The 25,372-nt window shown below is 71.2% G+C and carries 18 protein-coding genes; 5 read left to right on the top strand and 13 right to left on the bottom strand.

What is annotated here, in order from left to right:
- Positions 1 to 13: 13 nt before the first annotated feature.
- Positions 14 to 1,783 carry an ATP-binding protein gene (locus tag ACWD26_RS30415; RefSeq protein WP_451275161.1) on the top strand — a complete coding sequence of 590 codons (1,770 nt, stop codon included), beginning with the start codon at positions 14 to 16 and terminating at the stop codon, positions 1,781 to 1,783.
- A complete protein-coding gene (locus tag ACWD26_RS30420) occupies positions 1,780 to 2,460 on the top strand; it encodes a response regulator (protein ID WP_451275162.1) in 681 nt (226 codons plus the stop codon). Before ACWD26_RS30415 ends, ACWD26_RS30420 begins: the two co-directional genes overlap by 4 nt.
- Before the next feature lie 88 nt (positions 2,461 to 2,548).
- On the opposite strand, the gene ACWD26_RS30425 is transcribed toward ACWD26_RS30420, so the two are convergent.
- The 3 genes from ACWD26_RS30425 to ACWD26_RS30435 form a co-directional block, all read right to left on the bottom strand.
- Positions 2,549 to 4,141: a solute symporter family protein gene (locus tag ACWD26_RS30425; RefSeq protein WP_451275163.1), complete on the bottom strand. Its 1,593-nt coding sequence runs from the start codon at positions 4,139 to 4,141 to the stop codon at positions 2,549 to 2,551.
- Positions 4,138 to 4,677 carry a DUF485 domain-containing protein gene (locus ACWD26_RS30430; RefSeq protein ID WP_451275164.1) on the bottom strand — a complete coding sequence of 180 codons (540 nt, stop codon included), beginning with the start codon at positions 4,675 to 4,677 and terminating at the stop codon, positions 4,138 to 4,140. The genes ACWD26_RS30425 and ACWD26_RS30430 overlap by 4 nt, the downstream gene beginning before the upstream one ends.
- 245 nt (positions 4,678 to 4,922) lie before the next feature.
- On the bottom strand, positions 4,923 to 7,046 hold the full coding sequence (locus ACWD26_RS30435; RefSeq protein ID WP_451275165.1) for a DNA gyrase/topoisomerase IV subunit B: 2,124 nt from the start codon (positions 7,044 to 7,046) through the stop codon (positions 4,923 to 4,925).
- A gap of 478 nt (positions 7,047 to 7,524) precedes the next feature.
- On the opposite strand from ACWD26_RS30435, the gene ACWD26_RS30440 reads away from it, so the two are divergent.
- Positions 7,525 to 7,755 carry a DUF7455 domain-containing protein gene (locus ACWD26_RS30440; protein WP_013000244.1) on the top strand — a complete coding sequence of 77 codons (231 nt, stop codon included), beginning with the start codon at positions 7,525 to 7,527 and terminating at the stop codon, positions 7,753 to 7,755.
- A 139-nt stretch (positions 7,756 to 7,894) separates the two neighbouring features.
- Here ACWD26_RS30440 and ACWD26_RS30445 read toward each other — a convergent pair whose 3' ends face one another.
- From ACWD26_RS30445 to ACWD26_RS30475, 7 genes are all read right to left on the bottom strand, one after another.
- Positions 7,895 to 8,710 (bottom strand): S1 family peptidase, encoded by an 816-nt coding sequence (locus ACWD26_RS30445; RefSeq protein ID WP_451275166.1) that lies wholly within the window; start codon positions 8,708 to 8,710, stop codon positions 7,895 to 7,897.
- 143 nt (positions 8,711 to 8,853) lie between these two features.
- Positions 8,854 to 10,398, bottom strand: a complete 1,545-nt coding sequence (locus tag ACWD26_RS30450; protein ID WP_451275167.1) for an RNA polymerase sigma factor — start codon at positions 10,396 to 10,398, stop codon at positions 8,854 to 8,856.
- 584 nt (positions 10,399 to 10,982) lie between these two features.
- On the bottom strand, positions 10,983 to 11,870 hold the full coding sequence (locus tag ACWD26_RS30455; protein ID WP_451275168.1) for a FadR/GntR family transcriptional regulator: 888 nt from the start codon (positions 11,868 to 11,870) through the stop codon (positions 10,983 to 10,985).
- A 185-nt stretch (positions 11,871 to 12,055) separates the two neighbouring features.
- Complete coding sequence (locus ACWD26_RS30460) at positions 12,056 to 14,245, bottom strand: ATP-binding cassette domain-containing protein (protein ID WP_451275169.1); 2,190 nt, start codon at positions 14,243 to 14,245, stop codon at positions 12,056 to 12,058.
- Positions 14,246 to 14,463: 218 nt separating this feature from the next.
- Positions 14,464 to 15,222: an NUDIX hydrolase gene (locus ACWD26_RS30465; protein ID WP_451275170.1), complete on the bottom strand. Its 759-nt coding sequence runs from the start codon at positions 15,220 to 15,222 to the stop codon at positions 14,464 to 14,466.
- 152 nt (positions 15,223 to 15,374) lie between these two features.
- Positions 15,375 to 17,285 carry a glycogen debranching N-terminal domain-containing protein gene (locus tag ACWD26_RS30470; protein ID WP_451275171.1) on the bottom strand — a complete coding sequence of 637 codons (1,911 nt, stop codon included), beginning with the start codon at positions 17,283 to 17,285 and terminating at the stop codon, positions 15,375 to 15,377.
- 663 nt (positions 17,286 to 17,948) lie between these two features.
- Positions 17,949 to 19,490 carry a DUF4192 domain-containing protein gene (locus ACWD26_RS30475; protein ID WP_451275172.1) on the bottom strand — a complete coding sequence of 514 codons (1,542 nt, stop codon included), beginning with the start codon at positions 19,488 to 19,490 and terminating at the stop codon, positions 17,949 to 17,951.
- A 133-nt stretch (positions 19,491 to 19,623) separates the two neighbouring features.
- Between ACWD26_RS30475 and ACWD26_RS30480 the strand changes: the two genes are divergently transcribed.
- Positions 19,624 to 21,804, top strand: coding sequence for a RecQ family ATP-dependent DNA helicase (locus tag ACWD26_RS30480; RefSeq protein WP_451275173.1), 2,181 nt, complete (start codon positions 19,624 to 19,626; stop codon positions 21,802 to 21,804).
- Between the two features lie 258 nt (positions 21,805 to 22,062).
- The gene (locus ACWD26_RS30485; RefSeq protein WP_451275174.1) at positions 22,063 to 22,689 is read left to right on the top strand and encodes a hypothetical protein; all 627 of its coding nucleotides are present in this window, start codon (positions 22,063 to 22,065) and stop codon (positions 22,687 to 22,689) included.
- A gap of 441 nt (positions 22,690 to 23,130) precedes the next feature.
- Here ACWD26_RS30485 and ACWD26_RS30490 read toward each other — a convergent pair whose 3' ends face one another.
- The 3 genes from ACWD26_RS30490 to ACWD26_RS30500 form a co-directional block, all read right to left on the bottom strand.
- Complete coding sequence (locus ACWD26_RS30490) at positions 23,131 to 23,736, bottom strand: hypothetical protein (protein ID WP_451275175.1); 606 nt, start codon at positions 23,734 to 23,736, stop codon at positions 23,131 to 23,133.
- A gap of 68 nt (positions 23,737 to 23,804) precedes the next feature.
- Positions 23,805 to 24,506, bottom strand: coding sequence for a ribonuclease HII (locus ACWD26_RS30495; RefSeq protein WP_451275176.1), 702 nt, complete (start codon positions 24,504 to 24,506; stop codon positions 23,805 to 23,807).
- Between the two features lie 195 nt (positions 24,507 to 24,701).
- Entirely contained in the window at positions 24,702 to 25,325 is a 624-nt protein-coding gene (locus ACWD26_RS30500; protein ID WP_451275177.1) for a TetR/AcrR family transcriptional regulator, read from the bottom strand.
- Positions 25,326 to 25,372: the final 47 nt, after the last annotated feature.

Raw genomic sequence — 25,372 nt, forward strand, 5'->3', positions numbered from 1 at the left:
TACCGTCGTGGGTATGAGCCCCACTCCCCCCGCACGCCGCCTGCGACTCGGTATGCCGCGGCGGGTGTTCTCGCAGGTTCTGCTGATGCAGGTGGCGATCGCCGCCGGTGTCGCCGTCCTCGCGACCGGGCTGTTCCTCGCTCCGCTCAGCGACCAGTTGGACGACCAGGCGATGCGCCGGGCCCTGGCGATAGCGCAGACGACGGCGGCCCAGCCGCAGATCGCCGAGGACCTGGTGTCCTCGGCGCCGTCCGTGAACGGCCCGGTGCAGGTCGAGGCCGAGCGCATCCGGAAGGCCAGCGGGGCCGAGTACGTGGTCGTGATGGACACCCACGGGACCCGTTGGTCACACACCGACCCGGCGGAGATCGGTCGGACGGTCTCCACGGACCCGCGCCGCGCCCTGGCGGGGAACGAGGTCATGGAGATCGACTCGGGCACGCTGGGGCGTTCCGCCCGCGGCAAGGTGCCGCTGCGCGACGCCGACGGGAAGATCGTCGGCGCCGTCTCGGTCGGTATCGAGTACGACAGCGTGCGCGCCCGGCTGATCCACGCGATCCCCGGGCTCCTGGCGTACGCCGGCGGCGCCATGGCCGTCGGAGCGCTGGCCGCCTATCTGATCTCCCGGCGGGTCCACCGCCAGACCCGTGACCTGGCCTTCTCCGACATCGCGGGGCTGCTCGCGGAGCGCGAGGCGATGCTGCACGGCATCCGGGAGGGCGTGGTCGCGCTGGACCGCGCCGGCCGCGTACGCCTCCTGAACGACGAGGCACAGCGGCTGCTCGGGCTAGGCGACGAAGTCGTCGGCAGGTCGCTCGACGACGCCCTGGGCCCCGGCCGTACGACGGATGTGCTGGCCGGGCGGGTCACGGGCACCGATCTGCTGACCGTGCGCGGTCAGCGGGTGCTGGTCACCAACCGCATGCCCACCGACGACGGGGGCGCCGTCGCCACCCTGCGCGACCGCACCGAGCTGGAGCAGCTCGGCCGCGAACTCGACTCCACGCGCGGGCTGATAGACGCCCTGCGCGCCCAGGACCATGAGCACGCCAACCGGATGCACACCCTCCTCGGTCTGCTCGAACTGGAGCTGTACGACGAGGCCGTGGAGTTCGTCGGCGAGGTGGTCGGCGACCACCGGGCGACCGCCGAGCAGGTCACCGAGAAGATCCACGATCCGCTGCTGGCCGCGGTCCTGGTCGGCAAGGCGACCGTCGCGGCCGAGCGCGGAGTGGCCCTGTCGGTCGCGGGCGGCACACTGCTGCCGGACCGGCTGATCGATCCCCGTGGGCTGGTCACCGTCGTCGGCAACCTCGTCGACAACGCCCTGGACGCCGTCGCGGGCACGCCGCACGCGCGCGTGGAGGTCGATCTGCGCGCCGAGGGACGTACGGCGATCCTCCGGGTGCGCGACACCGGGCCCGGAGTACCGCCCGACATGCGGGAGTTGATCTTCACGGACGGCTGGTCCACGAAGACGCCACCGGCCCACCGCGAGCGCGGCATCGGGCTCTCCCTGGTACGTCGTCTCGCCGAGCGGCAGGGCGGGAGCGCCCGCGTCACGGAGGCGGAGGGCGGGGGCGCGGAGTTCACCGTCGTCCTGCCCGACGCCCTCGCGGAGCCGGGACTGGTGACGCACGGGACCGGGCCGACGCTTACCTCTACGGCACCCGGCGACGGGCCGGCTCGGGACGACGAGCCGGCCGCCGGCCTCCACGGGCGGCAGGACCCCGAGCAGGAGCCCGAAGCCGCCATCACAGCCGCCGAGAAGGAGTCGCGATGATCGAGGTCCTGATCGTGGACGACGACACCAGAGTCGCCCGCGTCAACGCCGCCTACGTGGAGAAGGTCGCCGGCTTCCACGTCGCCGGCGTGGCCCACAACGCGGCCGAGGCCCTCCACCAGTTGGAGGCGCTGCCTCACGTGGACCTGGTCCTGCTGGACCACTATCTGCCGGACGACACGGGCCTGGTGGTCGTCCAGGAGATGCGCAGGCGGGGCCATCAGACCGACGTGATCATGGTGACGGCGGCCCGTGACGTCTCGACCGTCCAGGCGGCGATGCGTCACGGCGCGCTCCAGTACCTGGTCAAGCCATTCGCGTTCGCCGGACTGCGATCCAAGCTGGAGGCGTACGCGGAGCTGCGCCGCACCCTGGACGGCGGCGGCGAGGCCGAACAGGCCGAGGTGGACCGCATTTTCGGCGCGCTTTCGGCGGGCGGCGAGCCCGACCTGCCCAAGGGCCACTCCGCCACCACCACCGAGCTCGTACGCCGTGCCCTGATGACCGCCGAGGGCGCGCTGTCCGCCCAGGAGATCGCCGAGCGGACCGGCCTGAGCCGCCAGACCGCCCAGCGCTATCTGAAGCTCCTGGAACGCACGGGACGGGCCCGGCTGACCCTCAAGTACGGCGACGCGGGCCGCCCGGAGCACCGCTACGAGTGGGCCACCCGCCCCTGAAGACCCTGCGGAATCCCGAAGGACCCTGGGCGCGCCCCTCCGATGCGCCCCCTGAGGACCGTACGCCCCAGGATGCGCCCCCCACCCGTCACACCGCCCCGGCCCCCGTCAGCGACCGCACCTCGGTCTCCGCGTGCTTCGCCTCGTCCGGCGGCTCGGCCGAGGTGACCGTGCCGAGCCAGCCCGCGAGAAAGCCCAGGGGGATGGAGACGAGGCCCGGGTTCTCCAGGGGGAAGTACTGGAAGTCGACGCCGGGGAACAGCGAGTCGGGGCTTCCCGACACCACGGGCGAGAGCAGCACAAGGACCACGGAGGGGACGAGGCCGCCGTACACCGACCACACCGCGCCTCGTGTGGTGAAGCCTCGCCAGAACAGCGAGTACAGCAGCACGGGGAGATTGGCGGAGGCGGCGACCGCGAAGGCGAGACCGACGAGGAAGGCCACGTTCAGGTCCCGGGCGAGCAGCCCCAGCGCGATCGCGACCATGCCGATACCGACGGCGGCGGTCCGCGCGACGGCCACCTCGCTGTGTGGCTTCGAACGCCTGCGCCTCAGCGACGCGTACAGGTCGTGGGCGACGGACGCCGACGAGGCGAGGGTGATGCCGGCGACGACCGCGAGAATCGTGGCGAAGGCGATGGCGGCGACGATCGCGAACAGAACCGTTCCGCCAGTGGAGTCCGCGCCACCGCCCAGATCGAGGGCCAGCAGGGGCACCGCCGTGTTTCCTGCCGCGTTGGACCCTCGTACGGCCTCCGGGCCCACGATCGCGGCCGCGCCGAAGCCCAGCACGATCGTCATCAGGTAGAAGCCGCCGATGAGCCCGATCGCCCAGACCACCGAGCGACGGGCGGCCCGCGCGGTGGGCACCGTGTAGAAACGCGAAAGGATGTGCGGCAGCCCGGCTGTGCCCAGCACCAGGGCGAGACCGAGGCTGATGAAGTCGAAGCGCGCGATCCAGTCACCGCCGTATTTCAGCCCAGGCGCGAGGAACGCGTCGCCGTGTCCGCTGCGCTCGGCCGCCGTCCGCAGCAGCTGGTCGAAGTTCCCGTGGAACCGGACCAGTACGAGCACCGTCAGCGCGATCGCCCCGCCCATGAGCAGGACCGCTTTCACGATCTGAATCCAGGTGGTGGCCCGCATCCCTCCCAACGACACATAGACGACCATCAGCGCGCCGACCCCGATGACCGTCCAGGCCCGCGCCGCCTCGCCCTCGCCTCCCAGCAGCAGCGCCACGAGGGTGCCCGCTCCCACCATCTGCGCCACCAGATACAGAACGGACACGGTCACCGAGGAAGTTCCCGCAGCGATCCGCACCGGCCGCTCGCTCATCCGCGCCGCGACCACGTCGGCGAGGGTGAACCGCCCGCAGTTGCGCACCAGTTCGGCCACCAGGAACAGCACCACGAGCCAGGCGACCAGGAAGCCCACCGAGTAGAGCAGCCCGTCGTACCCGAAGAGGGCGATGAGCCCGGAGATGCCGAGGAAGGAAGCGGCGGACATGTAGTCGCCCGCGATGGCAAAACCATTCTCCATCGGCGAGAACAGCCGCCCGCCAGCGTAGAACTCCTCCGCCGAACCATGCCGGTTACGGCTCACCCACGTCGTGATCCCCAGCGTGACCGCCACGAACGCGCTGAACAGCAGCAGCGCCGGCGTCTGATGGTCGGCGGTCACCGCTCGCCCCCTCCGACACCGCGCGTCAACTCCTGGGTGTCCCAGCGCAGATCGAGCGCGGCCCGGTCCCGGCGCAACCTCGCGTGCCGTGCGTACGCCCAGGTGAACAGGAACGTCGTGAGGAACTGCCCGAGGCCCGCCAGCATCGCCACGTTCACCGCGCCCGCCACCGGCCGAGCCATGAGTCCCGGGGCCGTGGTCGCCGTCACGACGTACCCGACGTACCAGCTGAAGAAGAGGGCGACGCCCGGGATCACGAACCTGCGGTACCGGCTGCGCACCTCCTGAAAGGCCGCACTCCGCTGGACCTCCAGATAGACGTCCGCCGCGCCCCCGCTCCGGCTCTCCCGCGCGTCGGCAAGGACCGGGGCGGGCCCGCCCGTGCCGTCCAACTCCCCCCAGCCGGAGGCCAGCGCGTCGTACCAGGGGTCGTCGTACCGCACGTCCGCGCCGGCGAGGCCACGCCCCGCCTGCTGCTCAACCGGGCTCTCAGAACCGTCCCCGCGTCGGCGGGGACGGCCGGTGCTTGACTGCATGCCCAAGCATGGACAGAGCGGAAAGACCCCCGACGCACCTCTTCACAATTCTTCACCCCTTCAGGTGAACCCCGGCAGGCCTCCCGCCGATGAGGCAGAAGACACCCACCCGGACCGCGTACGGGCCGAGGGAGCCGCCGCGCGGGGCGCGCACCCCGACGGCGGGCCGGCCGTACGGCGAGTAGGGGGCGCACCCCCGACCCACCCCTCGGCCCAAAGCGCCCGGCCGGAGCCCGGCGCAGTGGCTACGCGTCGATGCGCGACCGGTCCAGCGTCGCCGCCGAGCTGGAGATGAACTCCTTGCGGGGCGCCACGTCGTTCCCCATCAGCAGGTCGAAGACCTGCTCGGCCGCCTCGAGGTCCGACAGGTTGATCCGCCGCAACGTCCGGTGTCGCGGATCCATGGTCGTCTCCGCCAGCTGGTCCGCGTCCATCTCGCCGAGGCCCTTGTAGCGCTGGATGGAGTCCTTGTACCGGACGCCCTTGCTCTGGAACTCCAGCAGCTTGTCGCGCAGCTCGCGGTCCGAGTACGTGTAGACGTACTTGTCCTGCCCCTTCTTGGGCTGGACCAGCTCGATCCGGTGCAGCGGCGGCACGGCGGCGAAGACACGTCCCGCCTCGACCATGGGCCGCATATAGCGCTGGAAGAGCGTGAGCAGCAGACAGCGGATGTGCGAGCCGTCCACGTCGGCGTCGGTCATCATGATGATCTTGCCGTAGCGGGCCGCGTCGATATCGAACGTACGGCCGGACCCCGCCCCTATGACCTGGATGATCGCGCCGCACTCCGCGTTCTTGAGCATGTCGGTCACGGACGACTTCTGGACGTTGAGGATCTTGCCCCGGATCGGCAGCAGCGCCTGGAACTCGGAGTTCCGCGCGAGCTTCGCCGTACCGAGCGCCGAGTCGCCCTCGACGATGAACAGCTCACTGCGCTCCACGTCGTCACTGCGGCAGTCAGCGAGCTTGGCAGGCAGGGAAGAGGACTCCAGGGCCGTCTTGCGACGCTGTGCGTCCTTGTGCTGACGTGCGGCGATACGCGTACGGGCGGCCGCGACGGCCTTCTCCATGACGACCCGCGCCTGGGCGGCGGCGTCCCGCTTGGTGGAGGTGAGGAACGCCTTGAGCTCCCTGGAGATGACCTGCGCCACGATGCGGCGGGCCGCCGACGTACCGAGGACCTCCTTGGTCTGGCCCTCGAACTGCGGCTCGGCGAGACGCACGGTGACGACGGCGGTGAGGCCCTCCAGGGCGTCGTCCTTGACGATGTCGTCCTCGGCGACGCGCAGCAGCTTCTTGGCGCGCAGCACCTCGTTCATCGTGGATGCCACGGCCTGCTCGAAGCCCGCGACATGGGTGCCGCCCTTGGGCGTGGCGATGATGTTCACGAACGACTTGAGGGTCGTGTCGTAGCCGGTGCCCCAGCGCATGGCGACGTCGACGCCGAGCTCACGGGTGACCTGGGTGGGTGTCATCTGGCCGTGCTCGTCCAGGACGGGCACGGTCTCCCTGAAGGTGCCCTGACCGGAGAAGCGGAGGACATCGCAGACGGGCTTGTCGGAGGCCAGGTACTCGCAGAACTCGCTGATGCCGCCGTCGAAGCGGAACGACTCCTCACCCTTGCTGCCGCCCTCACCGAGACCGAACTCGTCACGGACGACGATCGTCAGGCCGGGCACGAGGAAGGCGGTCTGGCGGGCACGCTGATGCAGGTGCTCCAGCGAGAGCTTGGCGTCCTTGAGGAAGATCTGGCGGTCGGCCCAGTAGCGCACGCGCGTGCCGGTGCGCGTCTTGGGGATCCGCTTGGTCTTGCGCAGGCCGCTGCTCGCCTCGAACTTGGCGTCCGGGCCGTTGCCCGCGAAAGCGCCCGGCACACCGCGCCGGAAGCTGATGGCGTGCGTGCCGCTGTTGCGGTCGACCTCTACGTCCAGTCGGGCGGAGAGCGCGTTCACCACGGAGGCGCCCACGCCGTGCAGACCGCCGGAGGCGGCGTACGAGCCGCCGCCGAACTTGCCGCCGGCGTGCAGCTTGGTCATGACGACCTCGACGCCGGACAGGCCGGTCTTGGGCTCGACGTCGACCGGGATGCCGCGGCCGTTGTCCCGCACCTCGACGGAGGCGTCGTCGTGGAGGATCACCTCGATGTGGTCGCAGTAACCACCGAGGGCCTCGTCCACGGAGTTGTCGATGATCTCCCAGAGGCAGTGCATCAGGCCTCGACTGTCGGTCGAGCCGATGTACATGCCGGGGCGCTTCCGCACGGCCTCGAGCCCCTCGAGGACGAGCAGGTGCCGCGCGGTGTAGTTGGAGCCGTCCCGGTCTGCTCCGGTCAGCAGCGCTGTGGACGGCACGGACGTGTCGGCGGTCACGCGGTTCGCTCCTCGCTGAATTTCAGGTGAGGCCCATTTGGGTAAGGGGCCAGGCTCTCTTGCCGGTCCGAGGGTACCGAGGCCTGGTAGAGCCGTTGTACCGCCACCCTCGCCGGAAACTCACAGTAGTCCACGGTCGCATGCATGTTCGATCCCTCGATGGGGTGAAGTACATATCACGTTCCCTTCGAGGCATGAACCATTTAGGCTCCGGGCACGTCCTCATGAACAACCGGCAACCCAGCCGGGAGGACCGTACAACCGAAAGAACAACCACCAGAACCACCGAGCGACCACCGACAGACAGCGCGAACCCGTACGACACGAAGACACGCACTACGGCTCATTCGCCGCCAACCGGCAGCAGACAGCCGGCCCGGAAAGATTTTTTCGAGTTAAAGCCGCGAGCGGGAACGTTTTCGGCCTGGTTGGATGTTGACCCTGGTACGACAGCTCGTCGAGCTAGAGAAGAGGCGACGTGACTACTGTTCTGACCCCCGCGACCCCGCTGACGGCCGCTGACCGATGCGACCGCTGCGGCGCCCAGGCCTACCTGCGCGTCGTCCTGCTGAGCGGTGGAGAGCTGCTGTTCTGCGCCCACCACGGCCGCAAGTTCGAGCCGGAGCTCAAGAAGATCGCCGCGGAGATACAGGACGAGACGGAGCGGCTCACGGCCGCTCCCGCCACCGCAGAAGAGGACGAGCGCTGACGCTTCGCACCTACGACGAGCCGCCACCGGCTCGAGGCCGGTGACCGGGCGGCCACTCCCGTACACACGGGGTGGCCGCCCGCTCTCGTGCCGCACACGCCATTGCCACACCGGACGCGCACAGCGCGTCAGTGAGCCTTCAGCGGCTCGCCGCCAGCACCCGGGCCACATACGAGCCCTTGGTGTAGACGCCGGGGCTCCCCGCGAGCCCACAACCGCTGCCCCACGACACCAGCCCGATCAGCTTCCCCTGGGCGACCAGCGGCCCTCCGCTGTCCCCCTGGCAGGCGTCCCGGCCGCCGTTCTGCTCCCCGGCGCACACCATGGAGCCGGACTGGTATCTGCCTTCCGCACTGCCCGGGTAGGCCCTCTCACAGACGGCGTCCGCCAGCACCTTCACCGGCGCGGCCCGCAGGCTCTGCGCATAGTCGCCGGCGCCGGTCATGTCCCCCCAGCCGTAGACCGCGGCCGACGTGCCCGGCACGTACGCCGTGTCGCCCTCCCCCGCCAACCCGATGACGGAGCTCTCGGGCAGCGGCGAGGCCAGGGTGACCACCGCGAAGTCCCCGGCATTCGTATAGGCGTCGTAGCCCGGGTCGACCCAGGTGCCGCTCACCGGGATCTCCATGCCTTCGGTGGACTGGAGCTCAGCTCGGCCCGCGACGACCCTCAGATCGGGGAGGCGTTCCGGGGACCCTCCCAGCACGTCCTCGCTGAGGCAGTGGGCGGCCGTCAGGACGGTCGTACGGCCGACCGCGACACCGCCGCAGAACTGCCCGGCCCGCGTACCCCCGAACCGGTCACGGCTGGAGAGCGCCACCGTCCAGGGCGCCTGGGAGATCTCGACCGGATGACCGCCGATGACGACCTCGGCCGTCGCCGGTGGCGGTGACGCCAGCGGTATGACGGCCGTGGTGGCCGCGAGGGCCAGAAGTCGGGCGAAGGATCGACGCATGCGCGCTCCTCACTCTGGGACTTGGGTGGCACACCCAGAGTGATCTACCCGATCGCCTTCCGCATGCCGCACACACGCCGAAGGCCCGGCCCCCTTCGGGGGAACCGGGCCTTCGTGACCGACCGCGCGGGCGGAGCGGCTACCTAGTCCAGGTAGTCGCGCAGGACCTGCGAGCGGGACGGGTGGCGCAGCTTCGACATCGTCTTGGACTCGATCTGGCGGATGCGCTCACGCGTGACGCCGTACACCTTGCCGATCTCGTCGAGGGTCTTCGGCTGACCGTCGGTGAGACCGAAGCGCATGGAGACGACGCCCGCCTCGCGCTCGGAGAGCGTGTCGAGGACGGAGTGCAGCTGCTCCTGCAGGAGTGTGAAGCTGACCGCGTCGGCCGGGACGACGGCCTCGGAGTCCTCGATGAGGTCACCGAACTCGCTGTCGCCGTCCTCGCCCAGCGGGGTGTGCAGGGAGATGGGCTCACGGCCGTACTTCTGGACCTCGATGACCTTCTCCGGGGTCATGTCGAGCTCCTTGGCCAGCTCCTCCGGGGTGGGCTCGCGGCCCAGGTCCTGGAGCATCTGACGCTGCACGCGCGCGAGCTTGTTGATGACCTCGACCATGTGCACCGGGATACGGATGGTGCGGGCCTGGTCGGCCATGGCGCGGGTGATCGCCTGACGGATCCACCAGGTGGCGTACGTGGAGAACTTGTAGCCCTTGGTGTAGTCGAACTTCTCGACCGCGCGGATCAGACCGAGGTTGCCCTCCTGGATAAGGTCCAGGAACAGCATGCCGCGGCCGGTGTAGCGCTTGGCCAGGGAGACCACCAGACGGAGGTTGGCTTCCAGGAGGTGGTTCTTGGCGCGGCGGCCGTCCTCGGCGATGATCTCCAGCTCGCGCTTGAGCTTGGGGGCGAGCTTGTCGGCGTTGGCCAGCTTGTCCTCGGCGAACAGACCGGCCTCGATGCGCTTGGCGAGCTCGACCTCCTGCTCGGCGTTGAGCAGGGGGACCTTGCCGATCTGCTTGAGGTAGTCCTTGACCGGGTCGGCGGTGGCGCCGGCGGCGGCGACCTGCTGGGCGGGCGCGTCGTCCTCGTCCTCGTCGGACAGCACGAAACCGGCGCTCTCGGTGCCCTCGGGCTCCTCACCGGGCTTGCCGCCCGGCGTCTCCTCGAGGACCTCTTCCTCGATGAGCTCGACGTCGTCCTTCTTGGCCGTGGTCTTCTTGGCCGCCGTCTTCTTGGTGGCGACGGTCTTCTTGGCAGGGGCCGCCTTCTTGGCAACCGCCTTCTTGGCGGCGGCCTTCTTGGCGGGTGCGGCGTCCTCGGCGGAGGCGTCGGTCGTGGGCACCGCGGGGGCGGCTTCGGCGGTGGCCTTCTTGGTGGTCACCGTCTTCGCCGCGACCGTCTTGGTGGCGGTGCGCTTGGCCGGACTCTTCGCTGCGACGCTCTTTCGGGTGCGCTTTGGCTCCGCGGCACTGACCATCAGCGTCACACCCTCTTCCTCGAGGATCTGGTTGAGGCTGCGCAGTACGTTCTTCCACTGAGTGGCCGGAATCTGGTCAGCTTCGAAGGCCCGACGCACATCGTCGCCGGCGATCTGCCCCTCAGCCTTTCCCCGCTCAATGAGCGCCATGACAGAGACGGACTCGGCGATCTCCGGCGGGAGCGTACGGGATGTGCTGGCCGACACGAACAACCTCTCGGAACGTTGGAAAACGGCTTCCGGCCCCGTCCACTGTGGACAGGAGCCGACCACCGGCTTGGGAATGGGCCGACGGTGCGGGCGGGGGCCGGGAAGATGCACAGCGCCGTGAACGGCGTCCGTATTCCCTCCGCGGCTGTCACCTCTTAGGTCATCGCGCTGTTTCCCGCGAGCGTTACGCCCAATCTGCGTGGCCCGAGTCACACCCCGTAAGCACTCAAAAGCGGTCAGACACTGCCAGAGGTAATCGATCAAGGCCACAACCGATTCTGTTTGGACGGGTACCCGGACGATTCCCGAACGAACTCTTCATTGCGGATCACCCTCCCCACCCAGATCGGCCGCCCTCCCCTGGCCGCCTGTCGCGCCGGGATCACCGCTCCCGTCGCGTCCCGGCCGGCGCCGGCGGTCCGTCGCGCCGCCGGACCCCGCCGAATCCCAGGAGGATCCGATGGGGCCCGGCGGCACGGGTTCGCCGGTCGGGGCGACGCCGCGGCAGGACTCGCGTCCAGGCCTGGCCGCCCTTGTCTCGACCTCAGCGTCTCGACCTCAGCGTCTCGCTGTCAGCGCCCTCAGTGCTCGCGCGGCGCGGGCACCACGCGCTCCACCTCGGGATGGACGGTGAGCAGTTGACGCATGGCCGCCTCGGCCGCCCCTCCGTCGCCCGCGGCCAGGGCGTCGACGATCCGGGCATGGTGTACCAGCGTCGACTCGCCCGGCCGGTCACAGCCCGTTGCCGGACCGCCGGACACCTGCAGGGCCGCCGAGACGATCCCGGAGAGGTGCTCCAGCATGCGGTTGCCCGCGAGCTGGATGAGCAGCGAGTGGAACTCGGCGTCCGCGCGCGAGAAGGTCAGCGGGTCGCCCTGGGCCATGGCGTGACCCATGAGCTCGACCATGTCGCCGAGACGCTGCTGGACGTCGTCGCGGCCGTGCCCGGCGGCGAGGCGGGCGGCGAGCGGCTCGATCGTCCAGCGCAGCTCGCTGAGCTCGCGCCGCTGGTCGTCGCGCTGGGGGCCGAAGGCCCGCCATTCGATGATGTCCGGGTCGAGGAGGTTCCAGTCGCTGACCGGCCGCACGCGCGTGCCGACGTTGGGGCGGGCGCTGACCAGGCCCTTCGCTTCCAGGACACGCAGGGATTCACGGACGACGGTGCGGGAGACCTCGAAGCGCTGACCGATCTCCTCGGGCACGAGGGGGCGGTCCGCGCCCAGGTCACCCGAGACGATCATCTGGCCGAGCTGTTGGACGAGTTGGCCGTGCAGCCCGCGTCCGCGACTCCCGGCGGCGCGTCGGCCCACGCGCCCCAGCTCGGGGTCCGCACCGTCCCAGGCGGGGAGGCCGACGCGGTCGACACCCGGGGGCTCGGCGAACGGGTAGCGGTCGAGTTCGCCCGGTCCGGTGAGGCCGGAGTCGGCGGAGCGGGCGGCGGTCATCATGGTGTGCGCAAGGGTACTCACGCATCCTTTGTCGGCTGCGTTCTCAACTCCCTTGAGGTCTTTGGTGAAAAGCACACGAAAGGGTGATCGCTCACCCCGTCGCAATTGACGCCTTATCGGAAAGAAATGGGCGTTCTACAAGGAGTTGTACGCATTGCGCCAGCGGGCGAGCACGGACGGTGAGCACGAATGGATGACGACGATCATCACCTGACCCTGCTGCGCAGGTTCGTGAGCAGATAGGCGCCCAGCAGCGTGGTCAGCGACAACAGGAGTGCCCCGCCCACGGGTTGGGCGATCGCCCGCGCCACGGCCTCCAGATAGCGCTCTCCCCCGAACGGCCACTGCATCAGCACAAGCTCACGCAGCCGCATCGGGAACCCGACCGCACTGCGCACGGTCGGCCCCTCCAGCACCTTCTGCACCAGGGGTACGACGAGCAGGGGCACGGCGACCACCGCCGCGAGCCCGGCGGACGTGGACCGGAAGACCCCCGCCGCGAGCACTCCCGCCCAAGCGCATCCCACGACGAGGCCCGTCCAACTCGCGCCGAGCGAGAGCCAGTCGGCGGGAACCGAGATCAGTTCCGGTCCGTAGACGAGGTAGAGCACTTCGAGGTCGCAGCCCACGGTGAGAACGGCCAGCAGCAGCGCGGTGGCCGCCGCGACGAGGAGCTTCGCGACGAGCAGCCCCAGCCGGCGCGGGACGGTGCCGCGGTCCGCAGCCAGGGCGGGGTGGCGGAACTCGTCGCCGAAGGAGATCGCGCCGAGCAGTCCCGCGCCGATCGCGGTGGGCGGCAGCGGCAGTTCCCTCGGCCACGCGGCCAGCAGCCGCGGTTGTGGGGTGTGCCCGATCCTCGCCAGCAGCACGGACAGGAGAGCGGAGGTGACAAGCACTGCGGCCGCAGTGACATACGCGGTGCCGACCCCTCCGGCCCTACGTAGCTCGTAGCGCAACGGCCGCAACGGGCTCGGCGCCCGGCGGACGGTGATCGGGGGTGGGAGCGAAGGCAGCGGGGCCGCGTCGGACGGCGGGGTCTGGCCCGGGCCCGGGTGCGCAGAGGTCTCGGGGTCGGTGTGAGGCTCGGAGTGATCACGAAGGCCGGACGCGGTGTGAGGCTCGGAGTCAGTGCGAAGGCCGGACGCGCTGTGAGGCTCGGAGTCAGTGCGAAGGCCGGACGCGCTGTGAGGCTCGGAGTCAGTGCGAAGGCCGGACGCGCTGTGATCACGAAGCTCGGGGGCCGCATGAGGCTCGGCCTCAGCACGAAGCTCCAGGTCGGCGTGAAGTGCCGCGTCGGCGTGCAGCATGGCATGAGCACGAATCTCGAGGCCGGCCGGTGGCTCCGAATCGACCTCCGGTGCGCCGCCGGGCGGTCTCCGTGGTCCGGTCACGGTCGGCTGAGGATCACCGGTAGGCATCCGATGCCGCTCGGTCAGGCCCTGAGCCTCCTGGACCGGGTCACGAGGGCTCTCGGCCGGCATCACGGCCCCTTCGACGGCCGACGGAGACATCGGCGGCGTGGGCCCCATGTCCCCGATCTCGTCCGCGAGTTGGTGTACGAGGATGCCGTGCCGGAAGGCGGTCTCGCCGATCTCGGCGCACGTACTGCCGTACACCGAGAGCCGATTGCCGCCCTCCCGCACGATCTCCACGGAACGCCGTGCGGTCCGGGCCTCCTTGGTGAGCAGGGCGCCGAGGCGGGCAGCGTGCGGGGTGCGGACGGCGACCCGGGGCCGGAGCCTGGTGCGGGCGAAGTCGGCGACCTGCTGGTCGGCGACGAGCCTGCCCTGTTCGAGGGTGAGGACCCGGTCGGCGGTCCGTGCGGCCTCCTTGGGGTCGCCGGTGGTGAACAGGACCGTGCCGCCCCGTTCGGCGTGTGCCCGCATGATGCCGTGCAGCCACCGCCCTTCACGGACCGCCAGCCCGCCGGCAGGGTTGTCCAGGACGAGGGTGTGGGGGTCGGACAGCAGGGCGCAGCCCAGCCCGAGGCGGCGGTCCATGCCCCGCGAGAGCGTGTTCAGCCGCGCGTCCCGGAGGCTGACCAGGCCCACGACCTCCAGGACTTCGTCGGCGCGCCGGGCGGGCAGCCCAGCGGCCGCGCACAGCATGCGCAGATGCCCGCGGACCGTGCGGGCCGGGTGGCCGGGCACGTCGCCGAGCAGTACGCCCACTTCTCGTGTGGGGTGGGCGATGCGGTGCAGGGGGCGGCCTCTGAAGTAGGCGACTCCACGGCCCTTTTGCAGTTCGAGCATGAGCCTCAGCGCTGTCGACTTACCCGCCCCCGGGGTGCCGAGGAGTGCGGTGACGCAGCCGGAGTGCGCCTCGAAGGACACGTCGTCGACGGCGGGCGGAAGCTCCTTGCGGGGGGTGCTGGTCAATCCGATGGCCTGGATCACCCGAAGCAAGATAGCGTGGTATGTCCGTTTTTTCGGGCACCTTGAGGCCGACTTCGAGGGCGGCTTCCCAGCCACCGGACTAGCTTCGCACCGATGGCGGATGTACGCCTCGGTCCTGTGTCCTTGCCCAGACCGCTCGGGCCGCGGAACCAAAGCCGGCGAACCACCGCCCTGCGGACCGTGCCGGCAGCGACGGACGGGGCCCCGGCTGCGCGCTGTCAGACCTCGGGGCGCAGCATCGGCGGGTTGAGGAGGGTGGCGCCGCCGGCCCTGAAGAGCTGGGCGGGGCGGCCACCCTGCCGCGTGGTGGTGCCGCCGGTGGGCACGAGGAAGCCTGGCGTCCCTGTCACCTTGCGATGGAAATTGCGCGGATCCAGTGCCACGCCCCACACCGCCTCGTAGACGCGTCGCAGCTCGCCGACCGTGAACTCCGGCGGGCAGAACGCCGTGGCCAGCGAGGAGTACTCGATCTTGGAACGGGCCCGCTCCACCCCGTCCGCGAGGATCTGCGCGTGGTCGAAGGCCAGCGGCGCCGCCGGTTCGCCCTCACGCCCGTATCCTCCCTGCTCCAGCAACTCCTCGACGGGCGCCCAGCGTGCGCTGTTCGCGTCACCGCCGGGGCGAGGAGCGGGCAGGTCCGGGGCGAGGGCCAGGTGGGCGACGCTGACGACCCTCATCCGTGGGTCACGCTTCGGGTCGCCGTAGGTCGCCAGCTGCTCGAGGTGGGCACCGTTGTCCTGCGCGGGCTCGGAGGGTTCGTGGGCGGTCAGCCCGGTTTCCTCGGCGAGCTCCCTGGCCGCGGCCTGCGACAGATCCTCGTCCGGCCGCACGAAGCCGCCGGGCAACGCCCACCGCCCCTGGAACGGCTGTTCGCCCCGCCGTACCGTCAGCGCGCAGAGTGCGTGACGACGGACGGTCAGCACGACCAGGTCCACGGTGACGGCGAAGGGCGGGTAGTCCGACGGGTCGTAGGGCATGCCGTGATCATAGTCGTCTGCCTGACGATAAACACTCCCTTCGGAGTCGCTTCCCCACTTGATCCACTTCTGTCCGACACCGACCTCATGAGCCGACCACCCCTCGTGGACGTGGCATTGCCGATCACCCCCTCATCCCCCGTCGCAGGAGGTCACACCCCCAACTGCAGCCCTTCGGCCGCCTCCTCGACCATGGCGAGTCCCAGCCTGCTGACGCGTACGGCGAAAGGTGCGCCCGCGACGCGCAGTCCCGTCAGGCCGATCTCACCCAGCGGCGCACTGCGCACCGGCCGCAGTGTCACCGTCCCGGCGGGGGCGTCGGGGCGGATCCCGACAAGGGTGGTGAGCAGCAGCACCCCTGCGGCCGCCGCCGTCGCGGCCGGTCTGCAGGCGGCCGGGTGCGGCAGCGGGGCGCCCCCTGCCGTGCGCTGCTCCCCCGCGTACATCTCGGGAAGCCGATGGCCGAAGCTCTCCGCCGCCGCCAGCACCCCCCGCAGCAGCGCACTCGCCTCCTTCTCGTATCCGGCCGCTGCCAGCCCCGCGACCGCGATGGCTGTCTCCTGCACACGTACGGCGCCGCCGCGATGGCCGAACGGGTTGTAGGCCACTTCCTTCACGCCCAGGCTCCGCAGCCCCCACCCCGAGTCCATGGCGGGCCCACCGAGCAGCCGTGCGAGCTGTTCGGTTCGCACCTTGTCGAGAAGTCCCGAGGCCTGCTCCCCCGCTCCCAGCAGCCCGGTGTCAAGGAGGTGGGCGGCTCCGACGCCCAGGTGCGGCACGACCCGCCCGTCCGGGGTGCGGGCGGCCGCAGGTCTGCCGCCGCCCCGGTCCTCGACCCAGAAGTCCGCCCCGAACCGGGTCCGCAGCTCTCTCGCCCAGTCCCTCAACTCGGCCCCGCCCGGTCGGCCGTACGCGTCGAGAAGATCGGCCCCCAGCAGCGCGGCCCGGTGGGCGTGTGCCTGGGTCTCGCAACGGAGGGGCCCGCCGGGGCGAGGGTCGGGCAGATACCCGCCGCTTCCGACAGCGGCGCGCAGCCACCGCAGACAGCGCTCGGCGGTGGGCAGCAGTTCCTCGGTCTCCTGCTCGGGCAGTCCCCATCGCCGGGCCTCCGCGAGGAGCACGGGGAACAGGAGGGTCGCCTCGGTGCCGGTGCAGCCCGGGGGCAGATGCGGGCCCGCGTCCCGCCTCGGGCCGGGGATCATTCCGGACTGTATCGCCGGGCCCGCGAGTTGGGTGCGGGCGAGGGTGCGCAGGGTGCCTCCGGCGAGGCGCGTGCCGAGCGGCAGTGTCATCCGGGCCGCGACCAGCGCGTCGACGGGAGCCATACCGCAGCGCCAGGGCGCGCCCGCCGCGAGATGGGTGTCGGCCGGGTTCTTCGGATCGCGCAGCAGCAGGGCCTCTAGGTCCTCCAGGCAGGTGTGCAGCAGGGCCTGAACCGCCGGGTCGTCGCCCGCGGCCCGGGCCTGGGCGAGAGGGCTCGTCGCGACCCGTCCCACCGGTCTGATGGGCCCCGCGCCGTCCGGGCGTACCCGCAGCTCCACGCTCCGGGTGCCGCCGGGCGGGAGGTCCACCTCCCAGCGCAGCAGCCCTGCGGAAGCCAGGGCGTCGGCAGGCGGAGGGTTGGCGGTCACGGTCGAGTGCCCATGGGCGCAGGACCAGCGGAGGCCGGAGTCATGGACGCTCGCGGGCAGTTCCGGGCCGGCGCTGCCGGAGGCGACGGCGCCCAATTCCGCGAGATCCGTACCCAGCGACACCTCCACGGGCAGGCGCAGCGGGCGTCGGGCCGTGCTGTGCAGAGTAATCCGCTCGGTGCCGTCCGCGTACCGCGTGCGCTCGACCATGACGTCCGGGTCCGGCCCCGCGCCGCCGGCCGTGCGCAGCGTCCCCATGAACCGGGCTCGGTCCGCAGTGACCATCCTCGCCTGCACGGCGAGCGGCTCCCGTCCGGCCACCCGCACTTGGCAGCGCGAGAGCATGCGTCGCCCCGCGCGATAGAAGCCCTCCAGTCCGTTGCCGGTCAGCTGGCCCTGTTCCGTGGAGATCGCGAGGCCCGGTAGGGCCACGCAGATCAGTGTGGTGTGGGCGGGTGGCAGCTCAGCAGGACGGCGGGGGGCCCCGACTCCGGGCGGCGCCTGCGGGGCTGGAGGGGCTGCCGTACCTGTACGGGGTGTTCTTGGACTGCCACCCGTGCCTTGCGCTGCAGACACCGGACCGCCCGGCCCCTTCAGACGTGAGCCCGTCGGGAGGGCCGCCGGACCGCGAACGTCCGTGCGTGGAGCGCCGGGGGCTTCCCCACGGGCCCGGGAGGAGGGCTGGGTGGACCTGCGGAAGGACGGAACCTCGTCGTAGGCGTCGGGCATGAAGGACAGGGGCATGGGGCGGCTTCTTCTGCGTTCGGCGCGCGTGGAGTGCGCTCGGCACCAGGTGGGGAGCCGGAGAGGGACGGGGTGATACGGCGGCGAGGCCGAGCCCCGGGTACCGCCACACAGGTGAACGGAACGCCTCCGCTCCGGGTCACGCCTCCGCCTCAGGAAGCCGACCGAATGGCGTTCGGATCGTATGGCCGGCGATGAACTCGGGTGAGTGGCGAGGCCGTACGGCGGGCGCAATGCCGGGCCGGAACCAGGGTGCCGCACACACGCGAGCCCAGAAGTAGAGCAGGGCACTCAGGGACGTCCAGAACCAGGACAGCCGGTCCACGCGAGTCCCGAGCTGAACCGGTGCGCTCACGTCTCCACCTCCGTGGCCTGCCCTCCGGTACCGCGGCGGGTCCGTGCTCGACTGCTCGCGCCATCGGCCGCACGCCCTGGCCGTCGGCCGACGGGCGAGTTGCTGTCGGTCGTACGCGAGCGGCGGGCATGAGCCGCTCCGGGAGATCGCCGGGTGGGCCGGGCGTCGGGGCTTCCTTCCGGGCGGGGCCTGCGCCGGCGCCGGGGGCCGGTGGCGACGCACGGCTGAGCCGAGGCCGACTCCGGGCCGGGAGACTGGCCGGAAGGGCTTGGTCCGCTGTCGGCGCCGGCTTCGGCAGTGGCCGCCGTCAGGTCGCGCCCCCTGCGCTCCGCGCGCAGACAGCGTCGAATGGACTCGGGGTCGAGGCCTTCGTTGCAGGCCTGGTGGAGAAGGCGGGCGAAGAGGTAGTCCGGGTCCGCGGCGAGGGCCATGGCCAGGGCCTCGCGGGCCTCCAGTTCGTCACCGGAGGACCAGGCGACCCAACCGACGAGGGTGAGCGGGGCGGCAGCGTGCTCGCTGTAGGGGCCGACGCAGCGGCGGGCCAGGGCGCGCCAGAGGCGGAGGGCCGGGGCGGCTTCGTCGCCCTCCATCCACTCCGCGGCGCGATCACGGGTGGCTCGGTCCTGGAGTCCGAGGATCAAGGTGGCCGCTTCGTCGTGCCCGAGAAGTTCGTCGTCGCGGAGGTCCGCGTCCAGCGTGCCGACCACGGTCGGGGTGTCCGCCAAGCGGGCCATGACGCGTTGTGCCACGGCGAGCGTCTCCGCGGCCACGGCCACGCGGCTCTCCGCGTCCAGAATGCGCGGGATGAGGGCGGACTGGGCGGCGTCGAGTGCGGCCTCCTGCTGCAGTGCGGCCGCTGTCTCCCAGGGCATGAGCCGCGCCCGCAACTCCTTCAGGGTTCCTCGCACCTGAAGACCCGCGTAGGTCGCGGCGGCGGCCAGCACGGAGGTGCCCGGCAACCCCATCGGCTCCCCCTCGGACGAGCAGCATCCGTTGCCGGGGCAGCAGTACGACCAGAAGCGGCCGTCGGAGATGCACAGGGCCTCGACCACCGGGACGTCATGGGTGCCGCATGCCCTGCGCAGCAGCTGTGCGAGTGGCCGCAGACGTTCCATGACGTCGCATGCCGACTCACCGCTCGCCGGGTCCTGGCAGAGGAAGGCGACCATGCTCTCCGGCTTGGCGCCCCGGCGCTCGCTTCCGGTCACCAGTCCGTGGGCCAGCTGCTGGGCCACGGACGGCCAGTCGTCCGTCTGGGCCGGGATGCCGAGCCGCGCCCGCCCGCCGAATCGTCCGCGGGCGTCGCGGTCGTGGAGCGCGACGAGGACGATGCTGTCCTCGGGGCGATATCCGAGCAGGTAGGGCAGGGCATCGGCGAGTTCGGCCGGAGTACGGAGGGTGACCTGTTGATCTCCGGGAGGTCCGCCGACCGCACCGTGCCCCAGGTAGGCGGAGGGCTCGCCGCTTGCTCCGCATGCGTTCTGTCCGCTGATGTCACTGTTGCCGGAGGCCCCGGCCGCTTCGCTGTGATTCGTCATGCGGCGACCATCTCGCGGATCTTGAAATTCCGCTTTGACCTGTGGATAAGTCCGACCATGACCACGTCAGAAGCTGTCCACAGTTCGCCCCGCTCGTTCGCGCGATGTCCGAGGCATCGGGTTGCATGGGGCTATGAACGACGAAGACCTGCCCACCACGGACCGCCAAGACCTGCGTACGGCCGCCGACGCCGTGCTCGCCCGCCTCGTCGGCGCCCAGGTGGACACCGCCCGGCTGCGCGAGGACCAGTGGCACGCCATCGAGGCACTGGTCGCGGACAAGCGCAGAGCCCTGGTGGTGCAGCGCACGGGCTGGGGCAAGTCCGCCGTGTACTTCGTGGCGACGGCGCTGCTGCGCGAACGGGGCGCGGGCCCCACCGTGATCGTCTCCCCGCTCCTCGCCCTCATGCGCAACCAGGTGGAGGCGGCAGCCCGCGCCGGAATCCACGCGCGGACCATCAACTCCTCGAACACGGAGGAGTGGGACACGATCCGCCAGGAGGTCACGGCGGGTGCGGTCGACGTGCTCCTGGTCAGCCCCGAGCGACTCAACAACCCGGACTTCAGGGACCAGGTCCTGCCCGAGCTGGCGGCCGCGACCGGTCTGCTCGTGGTCGACGAGGCGCACTGCATCTCGGACTGGGGGCACGACTTCCGTCCCGACTACCGCCGACTGCGCACGATGCTGGCCGACCTCCCTCCTGGTGTCCCGGTGCTGGCCACCACCGCGACCGCCAACGCGCGCGTGACGGCCGACGTGGCCGAACAACTGGGCACCGGCGGCGGCACGGACGCGCTCGTCCTGCGCGGGCCGCTGGACCGGGAGAGCCTGAGCCTCGGAGTGCTCGAACTGCCGGATGCCGCCCATCGAATGGCCTGGCTCGCCGACCACCTGGGCGAGCTGCCGGGCTCAGGGATCATCTACACGCTCACGGTGGCCGCGGCCGAGGAGGTCACCGCGTTCCTGCGCCAATGCGGGCACACCGTGACGTCGTACACCGGGAAGACGGAGAACGCGGACCGGCAGCAGGCCGAGGAGGACCTGCTCGCCAACCGGGTCAAGGCCCTGGTCGCCACCTCCGCGCTGGGCATGGGCTTCGACAAGCCCGACCTGGGGTTCGTGGTGCACCTGGGCTCGCCGTCCTCGCCCATCGCCTACTACCAGCAGGTGGGCCGCGCGGGCCGCGGTGTCGAGCACGCCGAGGTGCTGCTGCTGCCCGGCAAGGAGGACCAGGCGATCTGGGAGTACTTCGCCTCGGTCGCCTTTCCCCCGGAGGAGCAGGTGCGCCGCACCCTGGACGTCCTCGCGCGCGCCGAGCGGCCGCTCTCCCTCCCCGCACTCGAACCGCTGGTGGAACTGCGCCGCTCCCGGCTGGAGACGATGCTGAAGGTCCTCGACGTGGACGGTGCGGTACGGCGGGTCCAGGGCGGCTGGATCTCCACCGGCGTTCCCTGGACGTACGACACCGAGCGCTATGCCTGGGTCGCCAAGCAGCGCGCGACCGAGCAGCAGGCCATGCGGGACTATGTCACGACACCGGGCTGCCGCATGGAGTTCCTGCGGCGGCAGTTGGACGACGAGGACGCCGTTCCGTGCGGGCGGTGCGACACCTGCACGAAACCCCGGTTCACGGACTCCGTCTCCCCGGCGGCGCTCGATGCGGCGCGCGGCGAGTTGGGGCGTGCGGGGGTCGAGGTCGAGCCCCGCAAGATGTGGCCGACGGGGCTGCCGGCGGTCGGGGTCAATCTGAAGGGGCGTATTCCAGCCGGTGAGCAGGCCGCTCCGGGGCGGGCGCTGGGTCGGTTGTCCGACATCGGGTGGGGCAACCGGCTGCGGCCGATGCTTGCGCCGCAGGCCCCCGACGGACCGGTTCCGGACGATGTGGCGAAGGCCGTGGTCGCCGTGCTGGCCGACTGGGCGAAGGGTCCCGGCGGCTGGGCCTCCGGGCGGGACGACGCCCAGCCCCGCCCGGTGGGCGTCGTCACCATGGCGTCCCGCTCCCGGCCGCAGTTGATCGGCTCCCTGGGCGCGAGGATCGCCGAGATCGGCCGCCTGCCCCTGCTGGGGTCGGTGGCCTACACCGGCGCGGTCGCCCAGGTCACCCGTAGCAACAGCGCGCAACGGCTCAAGGCGCTGGACGGGGCGCTGACCGTGCCGCCCGAGCTGGCCGTCGCCCTCAAGGAGGCAGGCGGACCCGTGCTCCTGGTCGACGACGCCACCGAGACCGGTTGGACCCTCGCGGTCGCCGCGCGCGTGCTCCGGCGCGCGGGCGCGCAGGGGGTGTTGCCCCTCGTTCTCGCCGTCCGGGCGTGACCGACCCGTCAACCGGACGTCGGCGCGATGCCGCCTGCACGTTGCTGACGAGTCCTATGCGCAGGGATATAAGCGGTGGATCACCACAAAACCGCCAGTGGCCCCAATTGCTCGTTGCCGCAACCAAGTTCGCCAGGAAGAATTGGAGTCCGCTCCCCGCACGGCCCACCCGTGAATCGGTAGGGCTCCTGCTGCGGCGTGCGCTCCCCCAAGTCCGACCCCCGCCCGCAGTGTGGGCGCGTAGCCGAAGGGAGGATCGTGACCTTCGGATTCGCTCCGTCCTCGGCGGCCTCCATGTCGACGTCTGCCGACCCGTCCGCCGCTTCCGCCAACCGGATGCTCGAGCCCGCGGAATGGGCCGCCGCCGGGATTCCGCTGCTCCGCAATCCCCGGGATGTCGTCAGCGGGCTGCACGCTCGGCATCAGCCCCGGCCCTCGACGGCGGTCATCGCCGTTCTGGATCCGGACGAGCGGTTGAGGGCGAGCGCCTCGTTCATCCGGCGTCCGGCCCCGGCCGACGGCTGGATGTTCCGCAACGCGCTCCTCGCGCAGCTGCGCCGGGTCATTCCGCACGACCTGCGCCGACGCACTCCGGTGCGCACGGCCGTGCTGCTCTACTGCCGTGACGGCGACGCGCGTTGGACGGAGGAGGACGGAGCGTGGATGTGGGGGCTGCGGGACGCCTGCACACTGCACGGGCTGCGCTGCGGGGCGTACATCACGCTGACACGTGACGGCTGGCAGGTCCTCGGCGAGGGCCGCGGCGGCCGCCGACCCCACGCGGACTCACCGGCCGAGCCCTTCGCCGCGGCCATGGCACCGCCGCCCATGCCACGTACCGGCGGCGTCGCGTCGGAGGTCCTGCGCCGAGCAGCGGCACGCTGAGCCGCCTCGGCCCCCGGCACGGCTACGACAAACACCGCACCCACGCCCGAGGTTGCGGGGGTGCGGGGGTGCGGGGGTGCGGGGGTGCGGCAAGAGCGTCGGCCCTCAAGCACCCCGTCGCGCCGTCATCCCGTCCGACATCCGCCTTCCGGCTCGCACTCGCGCCGCGCCGGCACGCACGCACCCGCACCCGCACCCGCACCCGCACCCGCACCCGCACCCGCACCCGCACCCGACAAGCCGTGCCGTGCCGCACCCACCCACGAACCCGTCGCAAGCACCGCCTCGGCACCATCTACGGACACGCCAAAACACCCCGCAAGCAAGCCGAAGCGCCCCGTCGCGGGGTGTGGCCGTAGTGGCGCCCTGATTGTCGTCCCCGGGCACGCACGGCTCCCCGGTGAGCCCTGTCGGGCCGACCGGGGCCAGGTCCGCAGTCGCTCAGACTCCGGCGCCCAGCACCGAGTTGATCGTCTGCGGATCGCCGCACACGATCAGCAGGGCCCGGGCCCGGCCGAGGGCCTTGGGCAGTGCCTGCGCGGTGACGGCGTCGGTCCCGCCGTTGACGGCGACCACCACCACGGGACGCGGCGCGGCCCGTTCGACGGCCGAGGCATCGGCGTAGAAGACGTCGTCGCCCGCGTCGTGCTGCGCCCAGTAGGCGGCCTCACCGAAGGACAGCTCGTGGTCGGCCCACGGATGCGACTCGCCGGTGGTGATCACCAGCACGTCGCCGGGGGCTCGGCCCGACTCCAGCAGAAGGTCGACGGCTTCCTCGGCGGCGTCCAGCGCGCCCTCGGCCGAGGCCGGGATCAGCTGGATCTGCGGGGTGGCGGCGGGAGCGGACGGTCCGGGCTTGGCCGCGGCATGCGCCGCGCGCTGGGCCGGAACCGGCCGGGCAGGACCCGGACGACCGGGACGCGGCGGAGCCGCGGGACGGGGACCGGGTACGGGACGGGGGGTCGGCGCGACCCGGCCGCTGGCCGGAGTGGCACGCGGGCCCTGGGCACTCTCGTGAATCTGAGGCTCCTCGGGAATGAGAGGCATGAGCTGATGTTTATCAAACGCCGTTGCGACTCGCGTCGGCGGGTGGCACATGAGTGCGAACGAATCCGTCAGAAATCGAAGCCGAGCTGACCCTCGATCTCCGGAACGCTTCCGTCCGCCCAGTTGCGGACCTTCTTGAGGTGCCGCCACTGAGGCAGCGCATCAAGATACGCCCACGACAAACGGTGGTACGGGGTGGGGCCCCGCTCTGCCAGCGCGGCCTTGTGTACAGGCGACGGATACCCGGCGTTGGCCGCGAAACCGAAGTCTGCATGGTCGACACCCAGTTCGGCCATCATTTTGTCGCGCTGAACCTTGGCGAGCACCGAGGCCGCCGCCACGGCGACGCAGGACTGGTCGCCCTTGATCACCGTACGGACCCGCCAGGGCGAGCCGAGGTAGTCGTGCTTGCCGTCGAGGATGACCGCGTCAGGCCTCACCGGAAGCGCCTCCAGGGCCCGCACGGCAGCCAGCCGCAGCGCGGCCGTCATGCCCAGGTCGTCGATCTCCTCCGGAGAGGCGTGACCGAGGGCGTGCGACGTCACCCACTTCAGCAGTTCCTCGGCGAGCGACTCGCGCCGCTTGATCGTCAGGAGCTTGGAGTCGGTGAGGCCCTCGGGCGGTCGACGCAGTCCGGTGACCGCCGCGCAGACGGTGACAGGGCCGGCCCACGCTCCGCGCCCCACCTCGTCGACACCGGCAATGATCTTCGCTCCGGTCGTGGCGCGAAGGGAGCGCTCGACGGTGTGAGTAGGTGGTTCGTACGGCATGGCGCCCTTAGCCTACGCCGCCCGCGTCCCCCCGCGACACCCAGGTTTCCCGGGGCAACCTCAGCCCCATCCCGACCCCGGCCGCAACCCCATCACGACTGCGCCGCAACCCCGTCGCGAGCCCGGTCGCAGCCCCGTCGCAACCCGGCTGCCACTCCCTCGCAGCCCGGGCTTCAGCCCAGTCACGGACCCGACTCAAACGTCCCTCCGGCGAAGCAGCGGCACCATCAACTGGTCGATCATCTCCTCGATGTCCCGCTCACTCCATTCGCTGCCGCACATCTTCGAGCGATACATCATCATGGCCGGAATCGCGTCGAAGACATAGCCGTTGGCCGCGTCCGGTCGCACCTCGCCACGACGAATCCCCCGCTCCACGACCTGCCGCAGAAGCTTGACCGTCGGCTCCACGACGCCTCCGATGATCACGCCATGGAAGCGCTCGGCCTGGATTGTGTCGCATTCGTGAATCACCGAGCGCAGCGCGAACCCGGGGCGCGAGAACATCGCCTCGCGTGCCTGGCGGCACAGTTCCAGGAGATCCTCGCGCACGCTTCCGAGATCGGGCGCCCCTTCGAAGCGCGGCAGTCCGGCCCGGAGCGCATCCGCGACAAGGTCCTCCTTGGAGGGCCAGCGCCGGTAGACCGCCGCCTTGCCCGTCTGGGCGCCCGCGGCGACCCCCTCCATGGTGAGGCCGCTCCAGCCGACCGTACTCAGCTGCTCCAGCGCGGCGTCGAGGATCGCGCGCTCGAGCACGGCGCCGCGCCGGCGCGGGGAGGCCGTCCGATCGGGGGCGGCCGTCCAGCGCGAAGTGACCATCTGTGTTTCTCCGTTGAGCTGAGGGGTGGGGGTGCGAGAAGCGGAAA

It is taken from the genome of Streptomyces sp. NPDC002787, from assembly GCF_053592095.1.